At 68.3% G+C, this 21,859-nt stretch carries 33 protein-coding genes; 1 reads left to right on the forward strand and 32 read right to left on the reverse strand.

Annotated elements, in window-relative coordinates; genetic code table 11:
• Positions 1–75 precede the first annotated feature (75 nt).
• Positions 76–1,071, forward strand: coding sequence for a type I pantothenate kinase (coaA, locus tag ACFWIC_RS31560; RefSeq protein WP_329950398.1), 996 nt, complete (start codon positions 76–78; stop codon positions 1,069–1,071).
• Between the two features lie 110 nt (positions 1,072–1,181).
• Here coaA and glmM read toward each other — a convergent pair whose 3' ends face one another.
• The 32 genes from glmM to rplB all read right to left on the reverse strand — a co-directional run bounded on the left by glmM (position 1,182) and on the right by rplB (position 21,824).
• Complete coding sequence (glmM, locus tag ACFWIC_RS31565; protein WP_329950397.1) at positions 1,182–2,546, reverse strand: phosphoglucosamine mutase; 1,365 nt, start codon at positions 2,544–2,546, stop codon at positions 1,182–1,184.
• A gap of 168 nt (positions 2,547–2,714) precedes the next feature.
• Positions 2,715–3,218, reverse strand: a complete 504-nt coding sequence (rpsI, locus tag ACFWIC_RS31570; RefSeq protein WP_329885371.1) for a 30S ribosomal protein S9 — start codon at positions 3,216–3,218, stop codon at positions 2,715–2,717.
• Between the two features lie 46 nt (positions 3,219–3,264).
• The gene (rplM, locus tag ACFWIC_RS31575; RefSeq protein WP_014136251.1) at positions 3,265–3,708 is read right to left on the reverse strand and encodes a 50S ribosomal protein L13; all 444 of its coding nucleotides are present in this window, start codon (positions 3,706–3,708) and stop codon (positions 3,265–3,267) included.
• Between the two features lie 381 nt (positions 3,709–4,089).
• Positions 4,090–5,763: an ATP-binding cassette domain-containing protein gene (locus ACFWIC_RS31580; RefSeq protein WP_329950396.1), complete on the reverse strand. Its 1,674-nt coding sequence runs from the start codon at positions 5,761–5,763 to the stop codon at positions 4,090–4,092.
• 41 nt (positions 5,764–5,804) lie between these two features.
• On the reverse strand, positions 5,805–6,716 hold the full coding sequence (gene truA, locus ACFWIC_RS31585) for a tRNA pseudouridine(38-40) synthase TruA (RefSeq protein WP_380359701.1): 912 nt from the start codon (positions 6,714–6,716) through the stop codon (positions 5,805–5,807).
• 87 nt (positions 6,717–6,803) lie between these two features.
• Positions 6,804–7,295 (reverse strand): 50S ribosomal protein L17, encoded by a 492-nt coding sequence (gene rplQ, locus ACFWIC_RS31590; protein ID WP_329885374.1) that lies wholly within the window; start codon positions 7,293–7,295, stop codon positions 6,804–6,806.
• A gap of 131 nt (positions 7,296–7,426) precedes the next feature.
• Positions 7,427–8,449, reverse strand: a complete 1,023-nt coding sequence (locus ACFWIC_RS31595; RefSeq protein ID WP_030232516.1) for a DNA-directed RNA polymerase subunit alpha — start codon at positions 8,447–8,449, stop codon at positions 7,427–7,429.
• Positions 8,450–8,591: 142 nt separating this feature from the next.
• Positions 8,592–8,999, reverse strand: a complete 408-nt coding sequence (gene rpsK / locus ACFWIC_RS31600; protein WP_030232513.1) for a 30S ribosomal protein S11 — start codon at positions 8,997–8,999, stop codon at positions 8,592–8,594.
• A 72-nt stretch (positions 9,000–9,071) separates the two neighbouring features.
• Positions 9,072–9,452, reverse strand: a complete 381-nt coding sequence (gene rpsM, locus ACFWIC_RS31605) for a 30S ribosomal protein S13 (protein WP_063348977.1) — start codon at positions 9,450–9,452, stop codon at positions 9,072–9,074.
• 181 nt (positions 9,453–9,633) lie between these two features.
• A complete protein-coding gene (gene rpmJ, locus ACFWIC_RS31610) occupies positions 9,634–9,747 on the reverse strand; it encodes a 50S ribosomal protein L36 (RefSeq protein WP_003956441.1) in 114 nt (37 codons plus the stop codon).
• Positions 9,748–9,779: 32 nt separating this feature from the next.
• Positions 9,780–10,001, reverse strand: a complete 222-nt coding sequence (infA, locus tag ACFWIC_RS31615) for a translation initiation factor IF-1 (protein WP_003956442.1) — start codon at positions 9,999–10,001, stop codon at positions 9,780–9,782.
• A 168-nt stretch (positions 10,002–10,169) separates the two neighbouring features.
• Positions 10,170–10,595: a large conductance mechanosensitive channel protein MscL gene (gene mscL / locus ACFWIC_RS31620; protein ID WP_380520606.1), complete on the reverse strand. Its 426-nt coding sequence runs from the start codon at positions 10,593–10,595 to the stop codon at positions 10,170–10,172.
• Positions 10,596–10,794: 199 nt separating this feature from the next.
• On the reverse strand, positions 10,795–11,634 hold the full coding sequence (gene map, locus ACFWIC_RS31625; protein ID WP_329950393.1) for a type I methionyl aminopeptidase: 840 nt from the start codon (positions 11,632–11,634) through the stop codon (positions 10,795–10,797).
• A 131-nt stretch (positions 11,635–11,765) separates the two neighbouring features.
• Positions 11,766–12,419 carry an adenylate kinase gene (locus ACFWIC_RS31630; protein ID WP_329885377.1) on the reverse strand — a complete coding sequence of 218 codons (654 nt, stop codon included), beginning with the start codon at positions 12,417–12,419 and terminating at the stop codon, positions 11,766–11,768.
• A complete protein-coding gene (secY, locus tag ACFWIC_RS31635; protein ID WP_327677856.1) occupies positions 12,419–13,729 on the reverse strand; it encodes a preprotein translocase subunit SecY in 1,311 nt (436 codons plus the stop codon). The genes ACFWIC_RS31630 and secY overlap by 1 nt, the downstream gene beginning before the upstream one ends.
• A gap of 327 nt (positions 13,730–14,056) precedes the next feature.
• Complete coding sequence (rplO, locus tag ACFWIC_RS31640; RefSeq protein WP_329885378.1) at positions 14,057–14,509, reverse strand: 50S ribosomal protein L15; 453 nt, start codon at positions 14,507–14,509, stop codon at positions 14,057–14,059.
• A gap of 1 nt (position 14,510) precedes the next feature.
• Positions 14,511–14,693, reverse strand: a complete 183-nt coding sequence (rpmD, locus tag ACFWIC_RS31645; protein ID WP_030300409.1) for a 50S ribosomal protein L30 — start codon at positions 14,691–14,693, stop codon at positions 14,511–14,513.
• The gene (rpsE, locus tag ACFWIC_RS31650) at positions 14,693–15,316 is read right to left on the reverse strand and encodes a 30S ribosomal protein S5 (protein ID WP_030055834.1); all 624 of its coding nucleotides are present in this window, start codon (positions 15,314–15,316) and stop codon (positions 14,693–14,695) included. The genes rpmD and rpsE overlap by 1 nt, the downstream gene beginning before the upstream one ends.
• Positions 15,317–15,364: 48 nt before the next feature.
• Positions 15,365–15,748 carry a 50S ribosomal protein L18 gene (rplR, locus tag ACFWIC_RS31655; RefSeq protein WP_329885379.1) on the reverse strand — a complete coding sequence of 128 codons (384 nt, stop codon included), beginning with the start codon at positions 15,746–15,748 and terminating at the stop codon, positions 15,365–15,367.
• Between the two features lie 3 nt (positions 15,749–15,751).
• On the reverse strand, positions 15,752–16,291 hold the full coding sequence (gene rplF / locus ACFWIC_RS31660) for a 50S ribosomal protein L6 (protein WP_329885380.1): 540 nt from the start codon (positions 16,289–16,291) through the stop codon (positions 15,752–15,754).
• 22 nt (positions 16,292–16,313) lie between these two features.
• On the reverse strand, positions 16,314–16,721 hold the full coding sequence (gene rpsH, locus ACFWIC_RS31665) for a 30S ribosomal protein S8 (RefSeq protein ID WP_030055831.1): 408 nt from the start codon (positions 16,719–16,721) through the stop codon (positions 16,314–16,316).
• Between the two features lie 270 nt (positions 16,722–16,991).
• Entirely contained in the window at positions 16,992–17,177 is a 186-nt protein-coding gene (locus tag ACFWIC_RS31670; RefSeq protein ID WP_030393303.1) for a type Z 30S ribosomal protein S14, read from the reverse strand.
• 4 nt (positions 17,178–17,181) lie between these two features.
• Positions 17,182–17,751, reverse strand: coding sequence for a 50S ribosomal protein L5 (rplE, locus tag ACFWIC_RS31675; RefSeq protein ID WP_030300393.1), 570 nt, complete (start codon positions 17,749–17,751; stop codon positions 17,182–17,184).
• Positions 17,751–18,062: a 50S ribosomal protein L24 gene (rplX, locus tag ACFWIC_RS31680; protein WP_030055828.1), complete on the reverse strand. Its 312-nt coding sequence runs from the start codon at positions 18,060–18,062 to the stop codon at positions 17,751–17,753. Before rplX ends, rplE begins: the two co-directional genes overlap by 1 nt.
• 15 nt (positions 18,063–18,077) lie before the next feature.
• Positions 18,078–18,449, reverse strand: coding sequence for a 50S ribosomal protein L14 (rplN, locus tag ACFWIC_RS31685; protein WP_030393301.1), 372 nt, complete (start codon positions 18,447–18,449; stop codon positions 18,078–18,080).
• 102 nt (positions 18,450–18,551) lie between these two features.
• Complete coding sequence (gene rpsQ / locus ACFWIC_RS31690; RefSeq protein ID WP_030055826.1) at positions 18,552–18,824, reverse strand: 30S ribosomal protein S17; 273 nt, start codon at positions 18,822–18,824, stop codon at positions 18,552–18,554.
• Positions 18,824–19,048, reverse strand: coding sequence for a 50S ribosomal protein L29 (gene rpmC / locus ACFWIC_RS31695; RefSeq protein ID WP_063348970.1), 225 nt, complete (start codon positions 19,046–19,048; stop codon positions 18,824–18,826). The genes rpsQ and rpmC overlap by 1 nt, the downstream gene beginning before the upstream one ends.
• Positions 19,048–19,467 carry a 50S ribosomal protein L16 gene (gene rplP / locus ACFWIC_RS31700; protein ID WP_030055824.1) on the reverse strand — a complete coding sequence of 140 codons (420 nt, stop codon included), beginning with the start codon at positions 19,465–19,467 and terminating at the stop codon, positions 19,048–19,050. Before rplP ends, rpmC begins: the two co-directional genes overlap by 1 nt.
• Positions 19,468–19,472: 5 nt before the next feature.
• Positions 19,473–20,297 carry a 30S ribosomal protein S3 gene (rpsC, locus tag ACFWIC_RS31705; RefSeq protein ID WP_329885381.1) on the reverse strand — a complete coding sequence of 275 codons (825 nt, stop codon included), beginning with the start codon at positions 20,295–20,297 and terminating at the stop codon, positions 19,473–19,475.
• Positions 20,297–20,644 carry a 50S ribosomal protein L22 gene (rplV, locus tag ACFWIC_RS31710; protein WP_045304593.1) on the reverse strand — a complete coding sequence of 116 codons (348 nt, stop codon included), beginning with the start codon at positions 20,642–20,644 and terminating at the stop codon, positions 20,297–20,299. The genes rpsC and rplV overlap by 1 nt, the downstream gene beginning before the upstream one ends.
• Before the next feature lie 50 nt (positions 20,645–20,694).
• Complete coding sequence (rpsS, locus tag ACFWIC_RS31715) at positions 20,695–20,976, reverse strand: 30S ribosomal protein S19 (protein ID WP_030055821.1); 282 nt, start codon at positions 20,974–20,976, stop codon at positions 20,695–20,697.
• An 11-nt stretch (positions 20,977–20,987) separates the two neighbouring features.
• Positions 20,988–21,824, reverse strand: coding sequence for a 50S ribosomal protein L2 (gene rplB, locus ACFWIC_RS31720; protein ID WP_329885382.1), 837 nt, complete (start codon positions 21,822–21,824; stop codon positions 20,988–20,990).
• Between the last annotated feature and the right edge of the window lie 35 nt (positions 21,825–21,859).

The following is a 21,859-nucleotide window of genomic DNA, read 5'->3' on the forward strand; positions in this document are numbered from 1 at the left end:
AACGCCCCATTCGCGCGGTTCGCCCCCGGCGCGTGACCGACACCACAACCCCCCTGAACGGCGCTACGGCTCACAATGGAGCATGTGCTGACCGAACTCTGTACGCGGGGCGTTGCCACGCCCGGCCCGTCGCCGTCCCCCTACGTGGACCTCAGCCGGGCCGAGTGGAGCGCACTGCGCGAGCGTACGCCGCTGCCACTGACCGCACAGGAGGTGGAACGGCTGCGCGGTCTCGGCACCGCGCTCGACCTCGACGAGGTCCGCGACGTCTACCTGCCGCTGTCCCGGCTGCTGAACCTCTACATCCACGCCACGCACGACCTACGCGACGCGCTGGGCACCTTCCTCGACACCGGGGACACCGAGCGCACCCGCACGCCGTTCATCATCGGCGTGGCCGGCTCGGTCGCGGTCGGCAAGTCCACGACGGCCCGGCTGCTCCAGGCGCTGCTGGCCCGCTGGCCGGAGCACCCCCGGGTGGAGCTGGTCACCACGGACGGGTTCCTGCTGCCGAACGCGGAGCTGCGCCGGCGCGGGCTGATGGCCCGCAAGGGGTTCCCCGAGTCGTACGACCGCCGGGCGCTGATGCGGTTCGTCGCGGACGTGAAGGCCGGCAAGGAGAGGGTCTCCGCCCCGGTCTACTCGCACCTCGTGTACGACATCGTGCCCGGGGAGCGGCTCACCGTGGAGCGCCCGGACATCCTGATCGTCGAGGGGCTGAACGTGCTGCAGCCGGCGCTGCCGGGCACCGACGGCCGGACCAGGCTCGCGGTGGCCGACTACTTCGACTTCTCGATCTACGTCGACGCCCGCACCGACGACATCGAGAGCTGGTACCTGGACCGGTTCCGCAAGCTGCGGCAGACCGCCTTCCAGGACCCGAACTCCTACTTCCGCCGGTTCACCGAGGTGCCGGAGGAGGAGGCCATGGAGTACGGCCGCCAGGTGTGGCGCACCATCAACAAGCCGAACCTGCTGGAGAACGTGCTGCCCACCCGCGGCCGGGCGACGCTGGTCCTGCAGAAGGGCTCGGACCACAAGGTCCGCCGGGCACGGCTGCGCAAGCTCTGAACGCGCCACGAGCCGCGAGCCGCGAGCCGCGAGCCGCGAGCCGCGAGCCGCGAACGCCCGAGGGCCCCGCAGGTGCGGGGCCCTCGGGCGTTCGAGCGTTCGGCGGGGGGTCAGCCCAGGTACGTCCGGACCGCCTCGGCCAGGCGCTCCGCGACGGCCTTGGACTGCGACTCGTCGGCGGCCTCGACCATCACCCGGACCAGCGGCTCGGTGCCGGACGACCGCAGCAGCACCCGGCCGGTGGAGCCCAGCTCCGCCTCGGCCTCGGCGACGGCGGCGGCCAGCTCCTCGCTGGTCTTCACCCGGCTCTTGTCGACGCCCTTGACGTTGATCAGCACCTGCGGCAGACGGGTCATCACGGCGGCCAGGTCGGCCAGCGGCTGCTTGGTGGCGGCCAGCCGGGCGCCGAGCATCAGGCCGGTCAGCGTGCCGTCGCCGGTGGTCGCGTGGTCGAGGAGGATGACGTGGCCGGACTGCTCGCCGCCCAGCGCGAAGCCGTGCGCCTTCATCGCCTCCAGCACGTAGCGGTCGCCGACGGCGGTCTCGACCAGGTCGATGCCCTCGCGCTCCATCGCCAGCTTGAAGCCCAGGTTGGACATCACGGTGGCCACGACGGTGTTGCTCCGCAGCGTGCCGGCCTCCTTCATGGCGACGGCGAGGATCGCGATGATCTGGTCGCCGTCGACCTCGTCGCCGTCCGCGTCGGCGGCCAGGCAGCGGTCGGCGTCACCGTCGAGGGCGATCCCGAGGTCCGCCCGGTGCTCGCGCATGGCGGTGCGCAGCCGGTCCAGGTGGGTGGAGCCGACACCCTCGTTGATGTTGAGGCCGGTGGGCTCGGCCCCCAGGGTGTGGACGACCTCGGCGCCGGCCCGGGCGAAGGCCTCGGGGGCGACGTACGCGGCCGCGCCGTGGGCGCCGTCGATGACGACCCGGATGCCGTCCAGGCGGTTGGGCAGCACGCCGATCAGGTGGGCGACGTACTTGTCGAAGCCCTCGGTGTACTCGCGGACCCGGCCGACGTCGGCCCCGGTCGGGCGCTTCCACTCGTCGCTGCCGACGGAGTACGTCCGGTAGTGCGCCTCGATGGCGTCCTCGATCCGGTCGTCCAGCTTGTGGCCGCCGCGGGCGAGGAACTTGATGCCGTTGTCCGGCATGGCGTTGTGGCTGGCGGAGAGCATCACGCCGAAGTCGGCGCCGAGCGCGCCGGTGAGGTACGCCACCGCCGGGGTGGGCAGCACGCCGACCCGCAGCACGTCGACGCCCGCGCTGGCCAGGCCGGCGATGACCGCGGCCTCCAGGAACTCGCCCGAGGCGCGCGGATCGCGGCCGACCACCGCGACCGGCCGGTGGCCGTCGAAGGCCCCCGCCTCACCGAGCACGTGCGCCGCCGCGACCGACAGCCCGAGCGCGAGCTCGGCCGTCAGGGTCTCGTTGGCCACGCCGCGTACGCCGTCCGTACCGAAGAGTCGTCCCACTGTCCCGTCCTCCATCGCCGCAATGCTTTGCAGAGAATCCGATCGAATCCCAGGCCTCCGCACAATGGCCGGGGAGCACGACGCCCCGGAGTACGCGAAGTACTCCGGGGCGTGAGAGCGCATCCGGGGGCGTGCACCACCAGGGCGGTACGCACCCCCGGGGCGCGACTAGCGCTTGCTGTACTGCGGCGCCTTGCGGGCCTTCTTGAGACCGGCCTTCTTGCGCTCGACGGCACGCGCGTCACGCATCAGGAAGCCGGCCTTCTTCAGGGCGGCGCGGTTGTTGTCCACGTCGGCCTCGTTCAGGGCGCGGGCGACGCCGAGGCGCAGCGCGTAGGCCTGACCGGAGGTGCCGCCACCCGAGATGCGGGCGACGACGTCGTAACGGCCGTCGAGCTCAAGGAGCTTGAACGGCTCGTTCACGGTCTGCTGGTGCACCTTGTTGGGGAAGTAGTTCTCCAGGGTGCGACCGTTGATCTTCCACTGGCCGGTGCCGGGGACGATGCGCACGCGGGCGATCGCCTCCTTGCGACGGCCGAGGCCGGCGCCGGGGACGGCCTCGCCGAAGCGGCCGGCCAGGGACTCGGAGGTGTAGTTCTCCTCGGAGGTGTACTCGCCCTCGACGACAGTCTCGTCGAAGTCGACCTCAAGGGTTTCGGTGGTCTCGGCCACGGGGTTCCTCAGCTCTTTTCAGTGTTGGGGGGCTTGGTGGCCGGAGTTACTGCGCGACCTGGGTGATCTCGAACGGCACCGGCTGCTGGGCAGCGTGCGGGTGCTGGTCGCCCGAGTAGACCTTCAGCTTCGAGAGCATCTGGCGGCCCAGGCTGTTCTTGGGGACCATGCCCTTGATGGCCTTCTCGACGGCCTTCTCCGGGTTGTTCGCCAGGAGGTCGTCGTAGCGGACCGAGCGGAGACCGCCCGGGAAGCCGCTGTGGCGGTACGCCAGCTTCTGGGTCTTCTTGTTACCCGACAGGTGCACCTTGTCCGCGTTGATGATGATGACGAAGTCACCGGTGTCAACGTGCGGCGCGTAGATCGCCTTGTGCTTACCCCGGAGGAGGTTGGCGGCCTGGGAGGCCAGGCGGCCGAGCACGACGTCGGTCGCGTCGATGACGTGCCACTGACGCTGGACGTCGCCGGGCTTGGGGCTGTACGTACGCACGGTCGTAGCCTCTGCTTTTCAGTGAGTGAGTCCTGACAGGAGCACCCGGTCGAGGGCATCAGCCTGGCCGCCTTGGACGCAATTCAAGGGGGGCCGCTGGGTGGTCGACCTGATATCTCCGGCGTACCGACCTCTCACGTGAGATAGAGCGAGCCAATACGCACATCAAGCGCCCAGGCTACCGGGACTACCGGGGAGGGTCAAAATTCGCCCGGCGGAACCCGCCCCGGGACTGTCCTGAACCGCTCCCGAACGGACCCTGAACCGGTCCCCGAACGGTCACGAACGGCACCCGAACGACCGGAACCGCACAGGCTCCGGACATCACCCGGCCCGGCGCGGTACGGCCCGGACCGCCCCGCACCGCGCCGGAACGCCAGGTCAGCGATCCCGCTCGACCCGGGTGACGTCCCAGACCGGCTCCGTCGACTCGTAGACGCGGCCGTCCGCGCCGAACACCACGAAACGGTCCAGGGCCTTCGCGAACCAGCGGTCGTGCGTGACGCACAGCACGGTGCCGTCGAAGGCCTCCAGCCCGGCCTGCAGCGCCTCCGCGCTCTCCAGGTCCAGGTTGTCGGTCGGCTCGTCGAGCAGCAGCGCGGTGACCCCGGAGAGCTCCAGCTTGAGGATCATCAGCCGGGCCTGCTGCCCGCCGGAGAGCGACTCGAACTTCTGCTCCTCCTGCCGGTCCAGCTCGTACCGGCGCAGGGCGCCCATCGCGGCGCCGCGGCTGAGCGCGTGCTCCTCCTCGACGATCGAGCGGACGGTGCGGCCGAGCAGCTCCGGATGGGCGTGGGTCTGCCGGAAGTGGCCGGGCACCACCCGGGCGCCGAGCTTCCAGCCACCGGTGTGCGCGACCGTGGTGTCCCCCGCGAGGAGGCGCAGGAAGTGCGACTTGCCGGAGCCGTTGGAACCGAGGACGCCGATCCGTTCGCCGTAGAAGACCTCCAGGTCGAAGGGCTTCATCAGGCCGGTGAGCTCCAGCTGCTCCATGGTGAAGGCGCGCACGCCCGTCCGGCCGCCCTTGAGCCGCATGGTGATGCTCTGCTCGCGCGGGGGCTCCTCCGGACGGCCGGCCTCCTCGAACTTCTTCAGCCGGGTCTGCGCCGCCGCGTAGCGGGTGGCCAGCGCGTGGCTGACGGAGGCGGCCTGACGCAGCGTGACGACGAGCTTCTTGAGCTTGGCGTGCTCCTCGTCCCAGCGCCGGCCGAGCTCCTCGAAGCGGGCGAAGCGGTCCTTGCGGGCCTCGTGGAAGGAGTCGAAGCCGCCGCCGTGGACCCAGACACTGCTGCCGGCCGCGCCGGACTCGACACTGATGATCTTCTCGGCGGTCCGGGAGAGGAGCTCGCGGTCGTGCGAGATGTAGAGCACGGTCTTCGGGGTGGCCCTGATCGCCTCCTCCAGCCAGCGCTTGCCGGGGACGTCCAGGTAGTTGTCCGGCTCGTCCAGCAGCAGCACCTCCTCGGGGCCGCGCAGCAGCGCCTCCAGGACGAGGCGCTTCTGCTCACCGCCGGAGAGCGTGTTGAGGCCGCGCCACTGGGCCTTGTCGAAGGGCATGCCGAGGGCCGCCGTCGTGCAGACGTCCCAGTCGGTCTCGTAGTCGTAGCCGCCGACGTCGGCCCAGTCGGAGAGCGCCTGGGCGTACGCCATCTGCGTCTTCTCGTCGTCCTGGGCGATCATCGCCAGCTCGGCGGCGTCGACCGCGCGGGCCGCGACGGCGATCCGCTCGGGGGCGACGGAGACCAGCAGGTCACGGACGGAGGCGTCGGCGGCCAGCGGGGCCGGGCCCTGCCGGTCCTCGTCCTCCTGCCTGCCCTCGCGGCCGGTGGTGCCGACGAACTGGCGCATCACGCCGAGGCCGCCGCTGATCGTCACCGAGCCGCCGTGCGGCTGGAGGTCGCCCGCGATCATGCGCAGGAGGGTGGTCTTGCCGGCGCCGTTGGCGCCCACCAGGGCGACCGCGGTGCCCTCGCCGACCCGGAAGGACGCGTCGTCGAAAAGCACCCGCCCGTCCGGCAGGTAGTACTCAAGGTGCGAAATCTCGACGTGTCCCATGCGGACGATTCTCCCAAGCCGCCGCCCAGGACCAAAACGGATTAGCCGACCACCGGCCGTCCGGGCAGGGTCCGCATCCGGCGGGCCGCCCGGTTGCGCTCGGCGAGCAGCTCGTCCGCCGGGTAGCCGACCTCCTCCAGCGTCAGCCCGTGGGGCCGGATGACGTTGACCGCCGAGTTGCGGACGCCGCCGGCCAGCACCTCACCGGGGAACTCCACCGGCCGGTGCCCGTCGCCGACCAGCAGCATCGCGCCGACCAGCGCCCGCACCATGTTGTGGCAGAAGGCGTCGGCCCGGACGGTGGCGACCGCCAGCGAGCCCTCCTGCGCGGCGTAGGCGTCCACCGGCACGCGGTCCCAGCGCAGCTCCAGCAGGGTGCGGATGGTCGTGGCGCCCTCGCGCTTCTTGCAGTACGCGGCGAAGTCGTGCTCGCCGAGGAGCAGTTCGGCGGCGGCGTTCATCTTCTCGACGTCCAGCGGCCGGTCGTGCCAGAGCACGTGCCCGCGCAGCAGCGGGTCGACCCCGCCGGGGTGGTCGGCGACCCGGTAGGCGTACCGGCGCCAGATCGCCGAGAAACGGGCGTCGAAGCCCGCGGGGGCCTCGCTCACCCGGTAGATCCGGACGTCACCGGGGAGTCGCCCGGCCAGCCGCCGGAGCAGCTTCCCGCCGTGCTGGGCCCAGAGTTCGTCCGGCAGGTCGACGTGCGCGACCTGGCCCCGGGCGTGCACACCGGCGTCGGTGCGGCCGGCCACCGTCAGGGGGTGGAGCTCCGGGCTCCGGGTGACGATCTGCAGCGCGGTCTCGATCTCCTCCTGGACGGTGCGGCGACCGCCGCGCTGGCGGGCCCATCCGGAGAACTCGGCGCCCTGGTAGGCGAGGTCGAACCGGATCCGGACGTACCCGTCGGCCGGGCCGTCCTTGACCGGCGGCCGCTCGGCGCAATCGTTGACCACTGCTTCTCTCCCAGAGGGGTCCAGACAGAAGGAACGGGCCCGCTCCCCCACGGATGGGAGAACGGGCCCGCACTACACCGGAAGGTGTCAGGCCTGCTCGGTGGCCTCGGCCTCGTCGGCCTTCGCCTCGTCGGCCTTGGTGGCCTCGACCTTGGCGTCGGCCTCCTTGACGGCACGCTTGGTGGCGCCCTCGGCCTCGCCGACGGCGGTCTGCGCGACGGTCAGCGCCTCGACCAGCTCGATCACGGCCATCGGCGCGTTGTCGCCGCGGCGACCGCCGATCTTGGTGATGCGGGTGTAGCCACCCGGGCGGTTCTCGTAGCGCGGCGCGATCTCGGTGAAGAGGGTGTGCAGCACCGAGATGTCGGTGATGGTCTTGCGCACCAGGCGACGGTTGTGGATGTCGCCCTTCTTCGCCTTGGTGATGAGCTTCTCCGCCAGCGGGCGCATCCGACGGGCCTTGGCCTCGGTCGTGGTGATGCGGCCGTACTGGAAGAGCTCCCGGCACAGACCGGCGAGCAGCAGCGGCTCGTGGTGCGGGCCGCCGCCGAGGCGGGCACCCTTGGTGGGACGCGGCATGGAATTACTCCTCGAATCTCCGACTGCGGCCGTACCAGGTACCGCAGCGGGCGTACGGGCACGGTGCCCGTACGGCTTTTCACTGACCCGCCGGAACGGCCGCCGGAGCGGCCGTTCCCACGGTCAAACTCTTAGTACTGCTCGGTCTCCGCGTAACCCGCGTCGTCCAGGTCGTCGGCGCCGAAGGCGTCGGCGGCGGCGGTCGGGTCGAACCCGGGCGGGCTGTCCTTGAGGGCCAGGCCCATGCCGGCCAGCTTCGCCTTGACCTCGTCGATCGACTTCGCACCGAAGTTGCGGATGTCGAGCAGGTCGGCCTCGGAGCGGGCCACGAGCTCACCCACGGTGTGGATGCCCTCGCGCTTGAGGCAGTTGTAGGAGCGGACGGTGAGCTCCAGCTCCTCGATCGGCAGCGCCAGGTCGGCGGCCAGGGCGGCGTCCGTGGGGGACGGGCCCATGTCGATGCCCTCGGCGTCGATGTTCAGCTCGCGGGCGAGACCGAACAGCTCCACCAGGGTCTTGCCGGCCGAGGCCATGGCGTCGCGCGGACGCATGGCGGGCTTGGTCTCGACGTCGACGATGAGCTTGTCGAAGTCGGTCCGCTGCTCGACACGGGTGGCCTCGACCTTGTAGGTGACCTTCAGCACGGGGCTGTAGATCGAGTCGACCGGGATGCGGCCGATCTCCTGGCCGGAGGCCTTGTTCTGCACGGCGGAGACGTAGCCGCGACCGCGCTCGACGGTCAGCTCCATCTCCAGCTTGCCCTTGCCGTTCAGCGTGGCGAGGACCAGCTCGGGGTTGTGCACCTCGACACCGGCCGGCGGGGCGATGTCGGCGGCGGTGACCACACCCGGGCCCTGCTTGCGCAGGTACATCACGACCGGCTCGTCGTGCTCCGAGGAGACGACCAGCTGCTTGATGTTGAGGATGAGGTCGGTGACGTCCTCCTTGACGCCCGGCACGGTGGTGAACTCGTGCAGGACGCCGTCGACGCGGATGCTGGTGACAGCGGCACCCGGGATCGACGACAGGAGGGTGCGGCGGAGCGAGTTGCCGAGGGTGTAGCCGAAGCCCGGCTCCAGCGGCTCGATCACGAACCGCGAGCGGAATTCGTCGACGACCTCTTCGGTCAGCGAGGGACGCTGAGCGATCAGCATGTGTCAAATCCTCCAGTGATCTTCGGCACCCACTATTTGATGCCGAACAGAACCAGCGTACGGGGTCCCGCCGGCAGTGACACACCGCGTGGGACCCCGTACGAAGGCTTGAAGCAGAACCCGCGTGCCCGAAGGCGCTGCGTCAGACGCGGCGGCGCTTCGGCGGACGGCAGCCGTTGTGCGGGGTGGGGGTGACGTCCTGGATCGAACCGACCTCCAGGCCGGTGGCCTGGAGCGAGCGGATCGCGGTCTCGCGGCCGGAGCCCGGACCCTTCACGAAGACGTCGACCTTGCGCATGCCGTGCTCCTGCGCGCGACGGGCAGCGGCCTCAGCGGCCATCTGCGCGGCGAACGGGGTGGACTTGCGCGAGCCCTTGAAGCCGACGTGGCCGGCAGAGGCCCAGGAGATCACGTTGCCCGCGGGGTCGGTGATCGACACGATCGTGTTGTTGAACGTGCTCTTGATGTGCGCGTGGCCGTGAGCCACGTTCTTCTTTTCCTTGCGGCGGATCTTCTTCGCGCCGGCAGCCTGACGACCCTTGGGGGGCATAAGTCTGTTCTCCTACTGAGGTGGTCGGTCCGCTGACCCGCGGGCCGGAGGGATGTCCGGTGACGGGACGGACTACTTCTTGCCCGGCTTCTTCTTACCGGCGATCGCGCGACGCGGGCCCTTGCGGGTACGCGCGTTGGTGTGGGTGCGCTGGCCGCGGACCGGCAGGCCGCGACGGTGACGCAGACCCTCGTAGCAGCCGATCTCGACCTTGCGGCGGATGTCGGCGGCCACCTCACGGCGGAGGTCACCCTCGACCGTGTAGTTGGCGTCGATGTACTGACCCAGCTTGACGAGGTCTTCCTCGCTGATGTCGCGCACGCGGACATCGGGGTTGACACCGGTCTCGACCAGGGTCTGCTGGGCGCGGGTACGGCCGATGCCGTACACGTAGGTAAGGGCGATCTCGATCCGCTTCTCACGGGGGAGATCAACGCCGGCGAGGCGTGCCATTCAAGGCTCCTGTGCTTCTTCAGAGGTCTCGCGTGCTACCTACTCCTACGCCTCTCGACGATGGAGCCCCGGCCTCTGACCGGGGGTGGCAGTCCGTCCACTGACGGACGGATCGGGCAGCCCGCTTATGACGTTTTTCGCGTCGCGCGAAGTACTACGAGAAATGCTGGGGGGGAACTGATCAGCCCTGGCGCTGCTTGTGGCGCAGGTTGTCGCAGATCACCATGACCCGGCCGTGGCGGCGGATCACCTTGCACTTGTCGCAGATCTTCTTGACGCTCGGCTTGACCTTCATGTTCAGGTTCTCCGGGTCTAGATCTGACGTTCTTACTTGTAGCGGTAGACGATCCGGCCACGCGTGAGGTCGTAGGGGCTGAGCTCCACCACGACCCGGTCGTCCGGCAGGATGCGGATGTAGTGCATGCGCATCTTGCCACTGATGTGCGCGAGGACCTTGTGACCGTTCTGCAGCTCGACCTTGAACATCGCGTTCGGAAGAGACTCGATCACGGTGCCCTCGATCTCAATGGCGCCTTGCTTCTTAGCCATGAACTGCGAGATCCACCTTCCGGGACCGGCTACCGTATGCGGCACGCTCGTGCGAACCTGGGTCCACCCCGACCCCCGAGGGGGAAGAGGGCGTGCTGAAGCACGCTACGAGTGAGCCGACGGTCCATCCTACGCCAGCGCGAGGGGTGGACCAAAACCGGGGCCCGGTCAGTGCGGGGCGACGACCCGCAGCGGCTCCACGTGGGCGGTGCAGGCCGAGCAGCGGCGGGCGGCCTCGGGTATCTCGGTCAGGCACTCCGGGCACGGGCGCCTCGGGGTCTTCGGCTTCTTCGGCAGGTAGCGGGCGGTCGCCTTGGTCACCGGCAGGACGACGCAGAAGTAGAGCACCGCGGCGGTCATCAGGAACGCGATCAGCACGTTCAGGAACTGGCCGTACGGGAAGATGACCCCCGCCACGTTGGCCTTGTACGAGCCGAAGTCGCCCGCCGCGCCGACCACGACACCCACCAGCGGGGTGAGGAAGGCCGACACGAAGCCGGTCACCACCCCGGTGAACGCGGCGCCGATGACGACACCGACCGCCATGTCGACGACGTTGCCGCGCATCATGAATTCGCGGAATCCCTTGAGCACTGCTCTCTCCTGCTCGATCGAAGCCGTTTGCCGGTCGAAGCCGTCCGGGGACGCTCCGAGCCTCTGAAGCCACTGCCAGCCGATAAAAATAGGACAAAAGCCCTGGAGGTCCAAACCCCCAGGGCTCCGGTCCGTCGTCGGACCCGGCAGTCGGCCTCGCGGGCGGCGGCGAACGGCCGCCCCGACCGGGCTCCGACGACTAGGCGAGCGGGTCCGGAGCTGCGGTGATGCCGAGCTTGGCCAGCTCGGCCCGGCCGCCGTCGAAGGAGGTCAGCACCAGCGGCCCCTCCTCGGTCACGGCCACCGAGTGCTCCCAGTGCGAGGCCCAGGTACCGTCGTTGGTCACGACGGTCCAGTCGTCCTCCAGCACCGTCGTGTGCGGCGTGCCGAGCGACACCATGGGCTCGATGGCCAGCACGGTGCCGGGGATCAGCTTGGGGCCCTTCCCGCGGCCGCGCTCGACGTAGTTCAGGACGTGCGGCTCCATGTGCATCGCGGTGCCGATGCCGTGGCCGCCGTAGCCCTCGGTGATGCCCCACTTGCCCTTCGGCGGCAGCGGCTGGCGGCGGATGAAGCCCTCGATCGCCTTGGAGACGTCGACCAGGCGGTTGCCCTTCTTCATCTGGGCGATGCCGGCCCACATCGAGCCCTCGGTGACGCGGCTCAGCATCTCCACCTCGGGCCGGGCCTCGCCGACGGCCACCGAGATCGCCGCGTCGCCGTGCCAGCCGTCCAGGATGGCGCCGCAGTCGATCGAGATCAGGTCGCCCTCCTCCAGCACCCGGTCGCCCGGGATGCCGTGCACGACCTCGTTGTTCACCGAGGCGCAGATCACACCGGGGAACCAGAGCCCGCCGTGGTGGGCGCGGAAGTTGGAGGTCGCGCCGTGGTCCGTGATGACCTTGTCGGCGATGTCGTTGAGTTCCTGGGTGGTCACACCCGGGGCTACCGCCTCGCGGCACGCCTTGAGCGCCTCGGCGACGACCAGTCCGGCCGCTCGCATCTTCGCGATCTGCTCGGAGGTCTTGATCTCCACCATCTGGTCACGCCTTCCTTGGTCTCCCGCGCGGTCCTTGCCGGGCGGCCGTGCACTCGTTCCACCGTACGACGACCTACGGCCGCGCTGCCCCGGAAGGGCAACGCGGCCGTAGGTACGCCGCTCAAAAAAACTCAGCTGTCCTGCTTCAGCGCCTCGATCGCGCGGGCGGTGACCTCGTCCACCTTGCCGAGGGCCGGGATCGTCGCGATCAGGCCCTGCTGGCGGTAGTAGTCGATGATCGGCTCGGTCTCCGTGTGGTAGACCTCCAGCCGCGTCCGCACCTTGTCCTCGGTGTCGTCCGAACGCTGGTACAGCTCGCCGCCGCACTCGTCGCAGACGCCCTCGGTCTTCGGCGCGTTGTAGTCCACGTGGAACACGTGGCCGCCGTCGTTGCGGCAGAGGCGACGGCCGGCGATCCGCCGGACCACCTCGTCCTCGGGGACCTCCAGGTCCAGCACGCCGTCGAGCGCGATGCCCTGCTCGGTGAGGAACTCGTCCAGCGCCTTGGCCTGGCCAAGGTTGCGCGGAAAGCCGTCCAGCAGGAAGCCGTTGACGGCGTCCTCCTGGAGCATCCGGTCCTTGGCCATCCCGATCGTGACCTCGTCCGGCACCAGCCGGCCCGCGTCCATGTAGCTCTTGGCCTCGACACCCAGCGGGGTGCCCTGGCCGATGTTGGCGCGGAAGAGGTCGCCGGTGGAGATGTGGGGAATGGACAGGGTCTTGGCGAGCAAGTGCGCCTGAGTACCCTTCCCGGCCCCGGGAGGCCCGACGAGGACGATACGCATCAGCGGAGGAACCCTTCGTAATTGCGCTGCTGGAGCTGGCTCTCGATCTGCTTCACAGTTTCGAGTCCGACGCCGACGACGATGAGGACGCTGGTGCCGCCGAACGGGAAGTTGGTCTGCTGTCCGAAGGCGACCAGGGCGATCATCGGGATCAACGCGATCAGGCCCAGGTAGAGCGAACCCGGCCACGTGATGCGGGTGAGCACGTAGTTCAGGTACTCGGCCGTCGGGCGGCCGGCCCGGATACCCGGGATGAACCCACCATACTTCTTCATGTTGTCGGCAACTTCTTCGGGGTTGAAGGAGATGGCGACGTAGAAGAAGGCGAAGAAGACGATCAGCAGGAAGTACGTGGCCATGTAGACCGGGTGGTCACCGCGGACGAAGTGCTGGTTGATCCACACCGCCCAGCCGGACTGGCTGTTGGTCAGCTGGACCACCAGGGCCGGGATGTACAGCAGGGACGAGGCGAAGATGACCGGGATGACACCGGCCTGGTTCACCTTCAGCGGGATGTAGGTCGACGTGCCGCCGAAGGCCCGGCGGCCGATCATCCGCTTCGCGTACTGCACCGGGATCCGCCGCTGCGCCTGCTCGACGAAGATGACGAGCATCACAACGATGACGCCGATCGCGATGACGGAGAGGAACTCGACCCAGCCACCGCCGATGGTGCCGGAACCCTTGATGGCCCACATCGAGGTCGGGAACTGCGCGGCGATCGAGGTGAAGATCAGCAGCGACATGCCGTTGCCGATGCCGCGGTCGGTGATCAGCTCGCCCAGCCACATGATCACCGTGGTGCCGGCGGTCATGGTCAGGACCATCACGGCGATCCGGAAGACCCCGGTGTCCGGCACGATCTGGTTGGCGTAGACGCAGCCGGAGAAGAGCGCGCCGCTGGAGGCCGTCGCCACGATGCCGGTGCCCTGGAGCACCGCGAGCGCGATGGTCAGGTACCGGGTGTACTGCGTGATCTTCGCGGTACCGGCCTGGCCCTCCTTCTTCAGCGCCTCGAGTCGCGGGATCACGACCGTGAGGAGCTGGAGGATGATGCTCGCCGTGATGTACGGCATGATGCCGAGGGCGAAGATCGTCAGCTGGAGGAGCGCGCCACCGCTGAACAGGTTGACCAGTCCGAAGAGGCCGTTGTTCTTGGTCTCCTTGATACAGGCGTGAACCGCCTGGAAGTCCACCCCTGGAACAGGGATGTGCGAGCCCAGCCGGAACAGCACCATGATGCCCAGCGTGAACAGCAGCTTCTTGCGCAGGTCGGGCGTCTGGAACGCCCGCGCGAACGCACTGAGCACGGTGCCTCCTGCGCCTCCCGCGCGTCGTCGGCGGGAGGGTCGGTCCTGAATGGGAGTTTGGGCGGTACGGGCCCCCGTACAGACGGCACAGGCGAGCCTACGCGCAGCCTACAAGGGAACTCCACGGACTCTAACAGTGCGCGGCCGCTCGAAAGAAGCGCGTACCGTCCCTCCCCCACTCACGGGGTACGGGATGCCCGGTTTTGCCACACAAAAGAACGAGGGCGGATCACCGGAATCCGGACCGCCGGGAAAGGGCGCGGCCGGAAACGGCGCAAGCCCCGCACCTCCCTGAGGGGAAGTGCGGGGCTCACGAAGTCAGCGGGCTCAGACGAGCTCGGTGACGGTACCGCCGGCGGCGGTGATCTTCTCGGTGGCCGAGCCGGAGACGGCGTCGACCGTCACCTGCAGGGCGACCGAGATCTCGCCGGTGCCGAGCACCTTGACGAGGGAGTTCTTGCGAACCGCGCCCTTGGCGACCAGGTCCTCGACAGTGACCTCGCCACCCTGCGGGTAGAGCTCGGCCAGCTTGTCGAGGTTGACAACCTGGAACGTGATCTTGAACGGGTTCTTGAAGCCCTTCAGCTTCGGCAGGCGCATGTGGAGGGGCATCTGGCCACCCTCGAAGCGCTGCGGAACCTGGTAGCGGGCCTTGGTGCCCTTGGTGCCACGACCGGCGGTCTTACCCTTGGAGCCCTCACCACGACCGACACGGGTCTTGGCGGTCTTGGCACCCGGGGCGGGACGCAGGTTGTGCACCTTGATCGGCGAGTCAGCCATCTCAGTCCACCTCCTCGACCGTGACGAGGTGACGCACGGTCTGGGCCATCCCGCGGATCTCGGGACGGTCCTCCTTGACGACCACATCGTGCATGCGCTTCAGACCCAGCGAGCGCAGCGTCTCGCGGTGGTTCTGCTTGCTGCCGATGTAGGACTTGGTCTGCGTGATCTTCAGGCGAGCCATCAGGCGCTCACCCCTGCAGCACGAGCCCGCAGCAGAGCCGCGGGAGCCACGTCCTCCAGCGGCAGGCCACGACGGGCGGCGATCTCCTCGGGGCGCACGAGGCCCTTCAGAGCGGCCACCGTGGCGTGCACGATGTTGATCGCGTTGTCGGAGCCGAGCGACTTCGACAGGATGTCGTGAATACCGGCGCACTCCAGCACGGCACGCACCGGGCCACCGGCGATAACACCGGTACCGGGGGCAGCCGGCTTCAGGAGCACGACGCCGGCAGCCTTCTCGCCCTGGATCGGGTGCGGGATGGTGCCCTGGATACGGGGGACCTTGAAGAAGTTCTTCTTGGCCTCCTCAACACCCTTGGCGATGGCGGCCGGAACCTCCTTCGCCTTCCCGTAACCGACACCTACGGTGCCGTCACCGTCGCCCACCACGACCAGCGCGGTGAAGCTGAAACGACGACCACCCTTGACAACCTTGGCGACACGGTTGATCGCGACCACACGCTCGACGTAAGCGGTCTTCTCGACGGCGGGGGCGTTGCCCCGGTCGTCACGCTTACGGTCACGCCGCTCGCCACCGCCGGTGCCGCCGCCGGCGCCGCTACCGCGGCGCTGGGGTCCAGCCATTGGAATTACCTCTCTCGATTACGTCCGTCGACTGAGCCGACGAGCGGCTTAGAAGTCGAGCCCGGCCTCGCGGGCCGCGTCCGCCAGGGCGGCGATGCGGCCGGCGTACCGGTTGCCCGCGCGGTCGAAGACGACCGACTCGATGCCGGCAGCCTTGGCGCGCTCGGCGACCAGGCTCCCGACCTTCTTGGCCAGCTCGGTCTTGTCGCCCTCGGCGCCCTTGATGGACACGTCGAGGGTGGACGCCGACGCCAGGGTGTGACCCTGCGCGTCGTCGATGACCTGGGCGACCATGTGACGGTTCGAGCGCGTCACGACGAGGCGCGGACGCACCTCGGTGCCGACGACGCGCTTGCGAACGCGGATCGCGCGGCGCTTGCGAGCGGCGCTCTTGTAGGCGTTGCCCTTGCCGATCTTGACAGAGACGCTCATCGCTTACTTACCACTCTTTCCGACCTTGCGGCGGATGACCTCGCCCGCGTACTTGACGCCCTTGGCCTTGTACGGGTCGGGCTTGCGCAGCTTGCGGATCTTTGCGGCGACCTCGCCGACCTTCTGCTTGTCGATGCCGTCCACGTGGAACTTGGTGGCCGACTCGACGACGAAGGTGATGCCCTCCGGGGCCTCGACCAGGATCGGGTGGCTGTAGCCCAGCTGGAACTCCATGTTGGAGCCCTTCGCCAGAACTCGGTAGCCGACACCGCTGATCTCCAGCGACTTGCGGTAGCCCGCGGTCACGCCGGTGATCATGTTCGCCACCAGCGTGCGGGAAAGGCCGTGCAGGGCCTTCGACAGACGCTCGTCGTTGGGGCGGGTGACGAGCAGGTTGCCGTCCTCGCCCTTGCCGATCTCGATCGGCGCGGCGACGTGGTGGGTGAGGGAGCCCTTCGGGCCCTTCACCGAGACCGCCTGGCCATCGATGGTGACGTCCACGCCGGCGGGAACCGGGATGGGCAGCCGTCCAATGCGCGACATTGCTGTACCTCCGTTTCCCGAATTACCAGACGTAGGCGAGAACTTCTCCGCCTACGCCCTTCTTGGCAGCCTGCTTGTCGGTGAGGAGACCCGAGGACGTGGAGATGATCGCCACGCCCAGGCCGCCGAGCACCTTCGGCAGGTTGGTGGACTTTGCGTAGACCCGCAGGCCCGGCTTGCTGATCCGCTTGATGCCAGCGATCGAGCGCTCACGGTTGGGGCCGAACTTGAGCTCGATGGTCAGCTTCTTGCCGACCTCGCCCTCGACGGGCTCCTCAACCTTGTAGGAGGAGATGTACCCCTCCTGCTGCAGGATCTCGGCGACGTGCGCCTTGATCTTGCTGGCCGGCATCGCCACGGAATCGTGGTACGCCGAGTTCGCGTTACGCAGACGCGTGAGCATGTCTGCGATGGGGTCGGTCATGGTCATGATGGCCTCAGGCCTCTCTCGCCGTGGTTTCTCCGCGCCAGGTCCCCCTGCCGCACTCCGAGGAGTGCGGCAGGGGCACAGACGCAGGGGACCTGCGGCGTCGTAAGACTGGGTGCGAGCCCTCCGAAGAGGGTCGACGGCAGCTATGGAGCTCCCGCGACAGGGGGCCCGACCTCACTACCTTACGGGATTCCGTACGCAGCCCCAAAAACGGGGCACTGTGGGATCGGGCACACCTGCTTCGCTATGGCGTTACCGCGAGGTCCTGGACTACCAGGAGCTCTTGGTCACGCCCGGCAGCTCGCCGCGGTGGGCCATCTCACGGAGGCACACACGGCAGAGGCCGAACTTGCGGTACACCGAGTGCGGACGACCGCAGCGCTGGCACCGGGTGTAGGCCCGGACGCCGAACTTCGGCTTCCGCTCGGCCTTCGCGATGAGGGACTTCTTCGCCATTGGCTCACGCCTCCTTGAACGGGAAGCCCAGAGCGCGCAGGAGCGCCCGGCCCTCGTCGTCGGTCTGAGCGGTGGTCACGACGGTGATGTCCATACCGCGCTGACGGTCGACCTTGTCCTGGTCGATCTCGTGGAACATGACCTGCTCGGTCAGACCGAAGGTGTAGTTGCCACGGCCGTCGAACTGCTTGGGGGAGAGACCGCGGAAGTCACGGATACGCGGCAGAGCCAGCGACACCAGACGGTCCAGGAACTCCCACATGCGGTCACCACGGAGGGTGACGTGGGTGCCGATCGGCTGGCCCTCGCGCAGCTTGAACTGCGCGATGGACTTGCGAGCCTTGGTCACGGCCGGCTTCTGACCGGTGATCGCGGTCAGGTCGCGGATCGCGCCCTCGATCAGCTTGCTGTCACGGGCGGCCTCGCCGACACCCATGTTGACGACGACCTTGACCAGGCCGGGCGTCAGCATGACGTTCTCGTACGAGAACTGCTCCTGCAGCTGACCCTTGATCTCGGAGTTGTAACGCTCCTTGAGACGGGGGGTCACCTTCTCAACAGACGTCTCAGACATCAGATGTCCTCACCGGTTCGCTTGGCAACGCGGATCTTGTTGCCCTCGTCATCGAAGCGGTAGCCAACGCGGGTGACGACCTTCTTGCCGTCCTTCTCCACGACCAGCTGGACGTTGGAGACGTGCACCGGGGCCTCGACGGTGACAATGCCACCCTGAGTACCCGGGCCCGGCTTGGTGTGCTTCTTGACCCGGTTCACACCCTCGACCAGGACCTTGTTCTCGGCGGGCATGGCCTGAATGACCTTGCCCTGCTTGCCGCGGTCCTTGCCGGTGATGACCTGGACCAGGTCACCCTTCTTGATCTTCATGCTGTTCGCCATGGGTTAGAGCACCTCCGGCGCAAGCGAGATGATCTTCATGAACTTCTTGTCGCGCAGCTCGCGGCCCACCGGGCCGAAGATGCGGGTACCGCGGGGGTCACCGTCGGTGTTCTTGAGAACGACAGCGGCGTTCTCGTCGAACCGGATGTACGAACCGTCGGGACGACGGCGCGACTTCACGGTACGGACGACGACGCACTTGACGACGTCACCCTTCTTCACCGAACCGCCGGGGATCGCGTCCTTGACGGTGGCGACGATGACGTCCCCGATACCGGCGTAGCGGCGACCGGAACCACCGAGAACGCGGATGCAAAGGATTTCCTTCGCGCCCGTGTTGTCGGCGACACGCAGTCGCGACTCCTGCTGGATCACAGCTTTCTCCTGATCGTCAACGAGAGCTGACGGGCCGGCCGCTGCTCACACCAGCGCCCGCGAGGGACCTGGTGCACATACGGCCGTACCGCATCAACTTCGTTACTTGGCCTTCTCGAGGATCTCGACGACGCGCCAGCGCTTCGTCGCGGACAGCGGGCGGGTCTCCGCGAGGAGGACCCGGTCGCCGATGCCGCAGGCGTTCGCCTCGTCGTGCGCCTTCAGCTTGTTCGTACGGCGGATGACCTTGCCGTACAGCGCGTGCTTGACGCGGTCCTCGACGGCGACGACGACGGTCTTGTCCATCTTGTCGCTGACGACGAGGCCCTCACGGGTCTTGCGGAAACCGCGCGTCTCGTTGGTGTTCTCAGTCATCAGGCGTTCTCCACCGTCTCGATGCCCAGCTCGCGCTCGCGCATCAGGGTGTAGATCCGCGCGATGTCCTTACGGACCAGCTTGAGCCGTCCGTGGTTGTCGAGCTGCCCGGTCGCCGCCTGGAAGCGGAGGTTGAACAGCTCCTCCTTGGCCTCACGGAGCTTGGCAACGAGACCCTCGTTGTCCAGCTCGCGGAGGTCAGCAGCCTTGGTGCCGGCCGACATCAGCTCTCACCTGCCTCGCGCCGGATGATCCGGCACTTCATCGGGAGCTTGTGAGCTGCGCGGGTCAGCGCCTCACGAGCCACCTTCTCGTTGGGGTACGACAGCTCGAACATGACCCGACCCGGGTGCACGTTCGCGATCCACCACTCGGGCGAACCCTTACCGGAACCCATGCGGGTCTCGGCCGGCTTCTTGGTGAGCGGACGGTCCGGGTAGATGTTGATCCAGACCTTGCCGCCACGCTTGATGTGACGGGTGACGGCGATACGAGCGGACTCGATCTGCCGGTTCGTCACGTAGGCCGGGGTGACGGCCTGGATGCCGTACTCGCCGAAGGCGAGCTCGGTGCCACCCTTGGCAGCGCCGCGGCGCTTGGGGTGGTGCTGCTTGCGGTGCTTGACCCGACGGGGGATCAGCATTGCGGTCAGGCCTCCGTTCCGGTGTTCTCGGCAGCCGGGGTCTCGGCGGCGACCGGGGCCTGAGCCTCGGCACCGGCGGGACGACGGCCACGGCCACCGCGCTCGCCACCACGGCGCTCGCCACCGCGGGCGGGACGACCACCCTCGGGACGGGCCGGACGGTTGCCCGAGCGGGCAGCGGCGTTCTCAGCGCGGACCTCGGCGATGTTCTTGACGTCGCCCTTGTAGATCCAGACCTTCACGCCGATACGGCCGAAGGTCGTCTTGGCCTCGAAGAAGCCGTAGTCGACGTTCGCGCGCAGGGTGTGCAGCGGCACACGGCCCTCGCGGTAGAACTCCGAACGGCTCATCTCGGCGCCGCCGAGACGACCGGAGCACTGGACCTTGATGCCCTTGGCGCCGGACTTCATGGTGCCCTGCATCGACTTGCGCATGGCACGGCGGAAGGAGACGCGGGAGGACAGCTGCTCCGCGACGCCCTGAGCCACGAGCTGGGCGTCCAGCTCGGGGTTCTTGACCTCGAGGATGTTCAGCTGGACCTGCTTGCCGGTCAGCTTCTCGAGGTCGCCGCGGATGCGGTCGGCCTCGGTGCCACGGCGACCGATGACGATGCCGGGGCGCGCGGTGTGGATGTCGACGCGGACGCGGTCGCGGGTGCGCTCGATCTCGACCTTGGAGATGCCGGCGCGCTCCATGCCCTTCGTCATCATGCGACGAATGGCGACGTCTTCCTTGACGTAGTCCTTGTACAGCTTGTCGGCGTACCAGCGGGACTTGAAGTCCGTGCTGATGCCGAGGCGGAACCCGTGCGGGTTAACCTTCTGGCCCATTACCGGGTCCCTTCCTTGCTGCTGACGACCACGGTGATGTGGCTGGTCCGCTTGCGGATCCGGTAGGCACGGCCCTGGGCACGCGGACGGAACCGCTTCAGGGTCGGGCCCTCGTCAACGTACGCCTCGCTGATGACGAGGTCGTCCACGTTGGAGTGGTTGTAGTTGTGCGCGGCGTTGGCAATGGCGCTGTCGAGCACCTTGCCGACCGGCACGGTCGCGGCCTGCGGAGCGAAACGCAGGACCGCCTGGGCCTCCGTGGCGTTCAGGCCACGGATGAGGTCCACCACGCGGCGGGCCTTCATGGGCGTGACGCGGATGTACCGCGCCTGGGCCCTGGCTTCCATGGTTGTCCCCTTGCTGGTGTAAGTCATTGAGTCGGTAATCTCGCTGGCGACTAGCGACGCTTCGACTTGCGGTCGTCCTTGACGTGACCGCGGAAGGTACGCGTCGGCGCGAACTCGCCGAGCTTGTGGCCGACCATCGACTCGGTGACGAACACCGGGACGTGCTTACGGCCATCGTGCACCGCGATCGTGTGGCCGAGCATGGCCGGGAAGATCACGGAGCGACGGGACCAGGTCTTGATGACGTTCTGGGTACCCGCCTCGTTCTGCGCGTCCACCTTCTTGAGAAGGTGGCCGTCAATGAAGGGGCCCTTCTTGAGACTGCGCGGCATCTGACCTGCTCCTAGCGCTTCTTGTTGGTCTTGCGGCGGCGCACGATGAGAGCGTCCGACGCCTTCTTCGGGCGACGGGTACGACCCTCCTTCTGGCCCCACGGCGAGACCGGGTGGCGACCACCGGAGGTCTTACCCTCACCACCACCGTGCGGGTGGTCGATCGGGTTCATGGCCACACCACGCACGGTCGGGCGAACGCCCTTCCAGCGCATACGGCCGGCCTTGCCCCAGTTGATGTTCGACTGCTCGGCGTTGCCGACCTCGCCGACGGTCGCGCGGCAGCGCGCGTCGACCAGGCGGATCTCACCGGAGGGCATGCGCAGGTGCGCCATCTTGCCCTCACGCGCCAGCAGCTGAATGCCGGCACCGGCGGAGCGGGCCATCTTGGCACCGCCACCGGGACGCAGCTCCACCGCGTGGATGGTCGTACCGACCGGGATGTTGCGAAGCGGCAGGTTGTTGCCGGGCTTGATGTCGGCGCCGGCGCCGTTCTCGACCCGGTCACCCTGCGCGATGCCGCGCGGAGCGATGATGTAGCGCTTCTCGCCGTCCGCGTAGTGCAGGAGCGCGATGCGCGCGGTGCGGTTCGGGTCGTACTCGATGTGCGCGACCTTGGCCGGCACGCCGTCCTTGTCGTGACGACGGAAGTCGATCACACGGTAGGCGCGCTTGTGACCGCCACCCTGGTGGCGAACGGTGATCCGACCGGCGTTGTTACGGCCGCCCTTGCTGTGCAGGGGGCGAACCAGCGACTTTTCCGGCGTGGACCGCGTGATTTCGACGAAGTCGGCCACGCTGGAGCCACGGCGGCCCGGCGTAGTCGGCTTGTACTTGCGGATACCCATTTTCGTCCTCGTCTTGATCGACGATCACGGCCTCC

The sequence above is a fragment of the Kitasatospora sp. NPDC127035 genome (genome assembly GCF_042726075.1).
In the GTDB taxonomy this organism is placed as follows: domain Bacteria; phylum Actinomycetota; class Actinomycetes; order Streptomycetales; family Streptomycetaceae; genus Kitasatospora.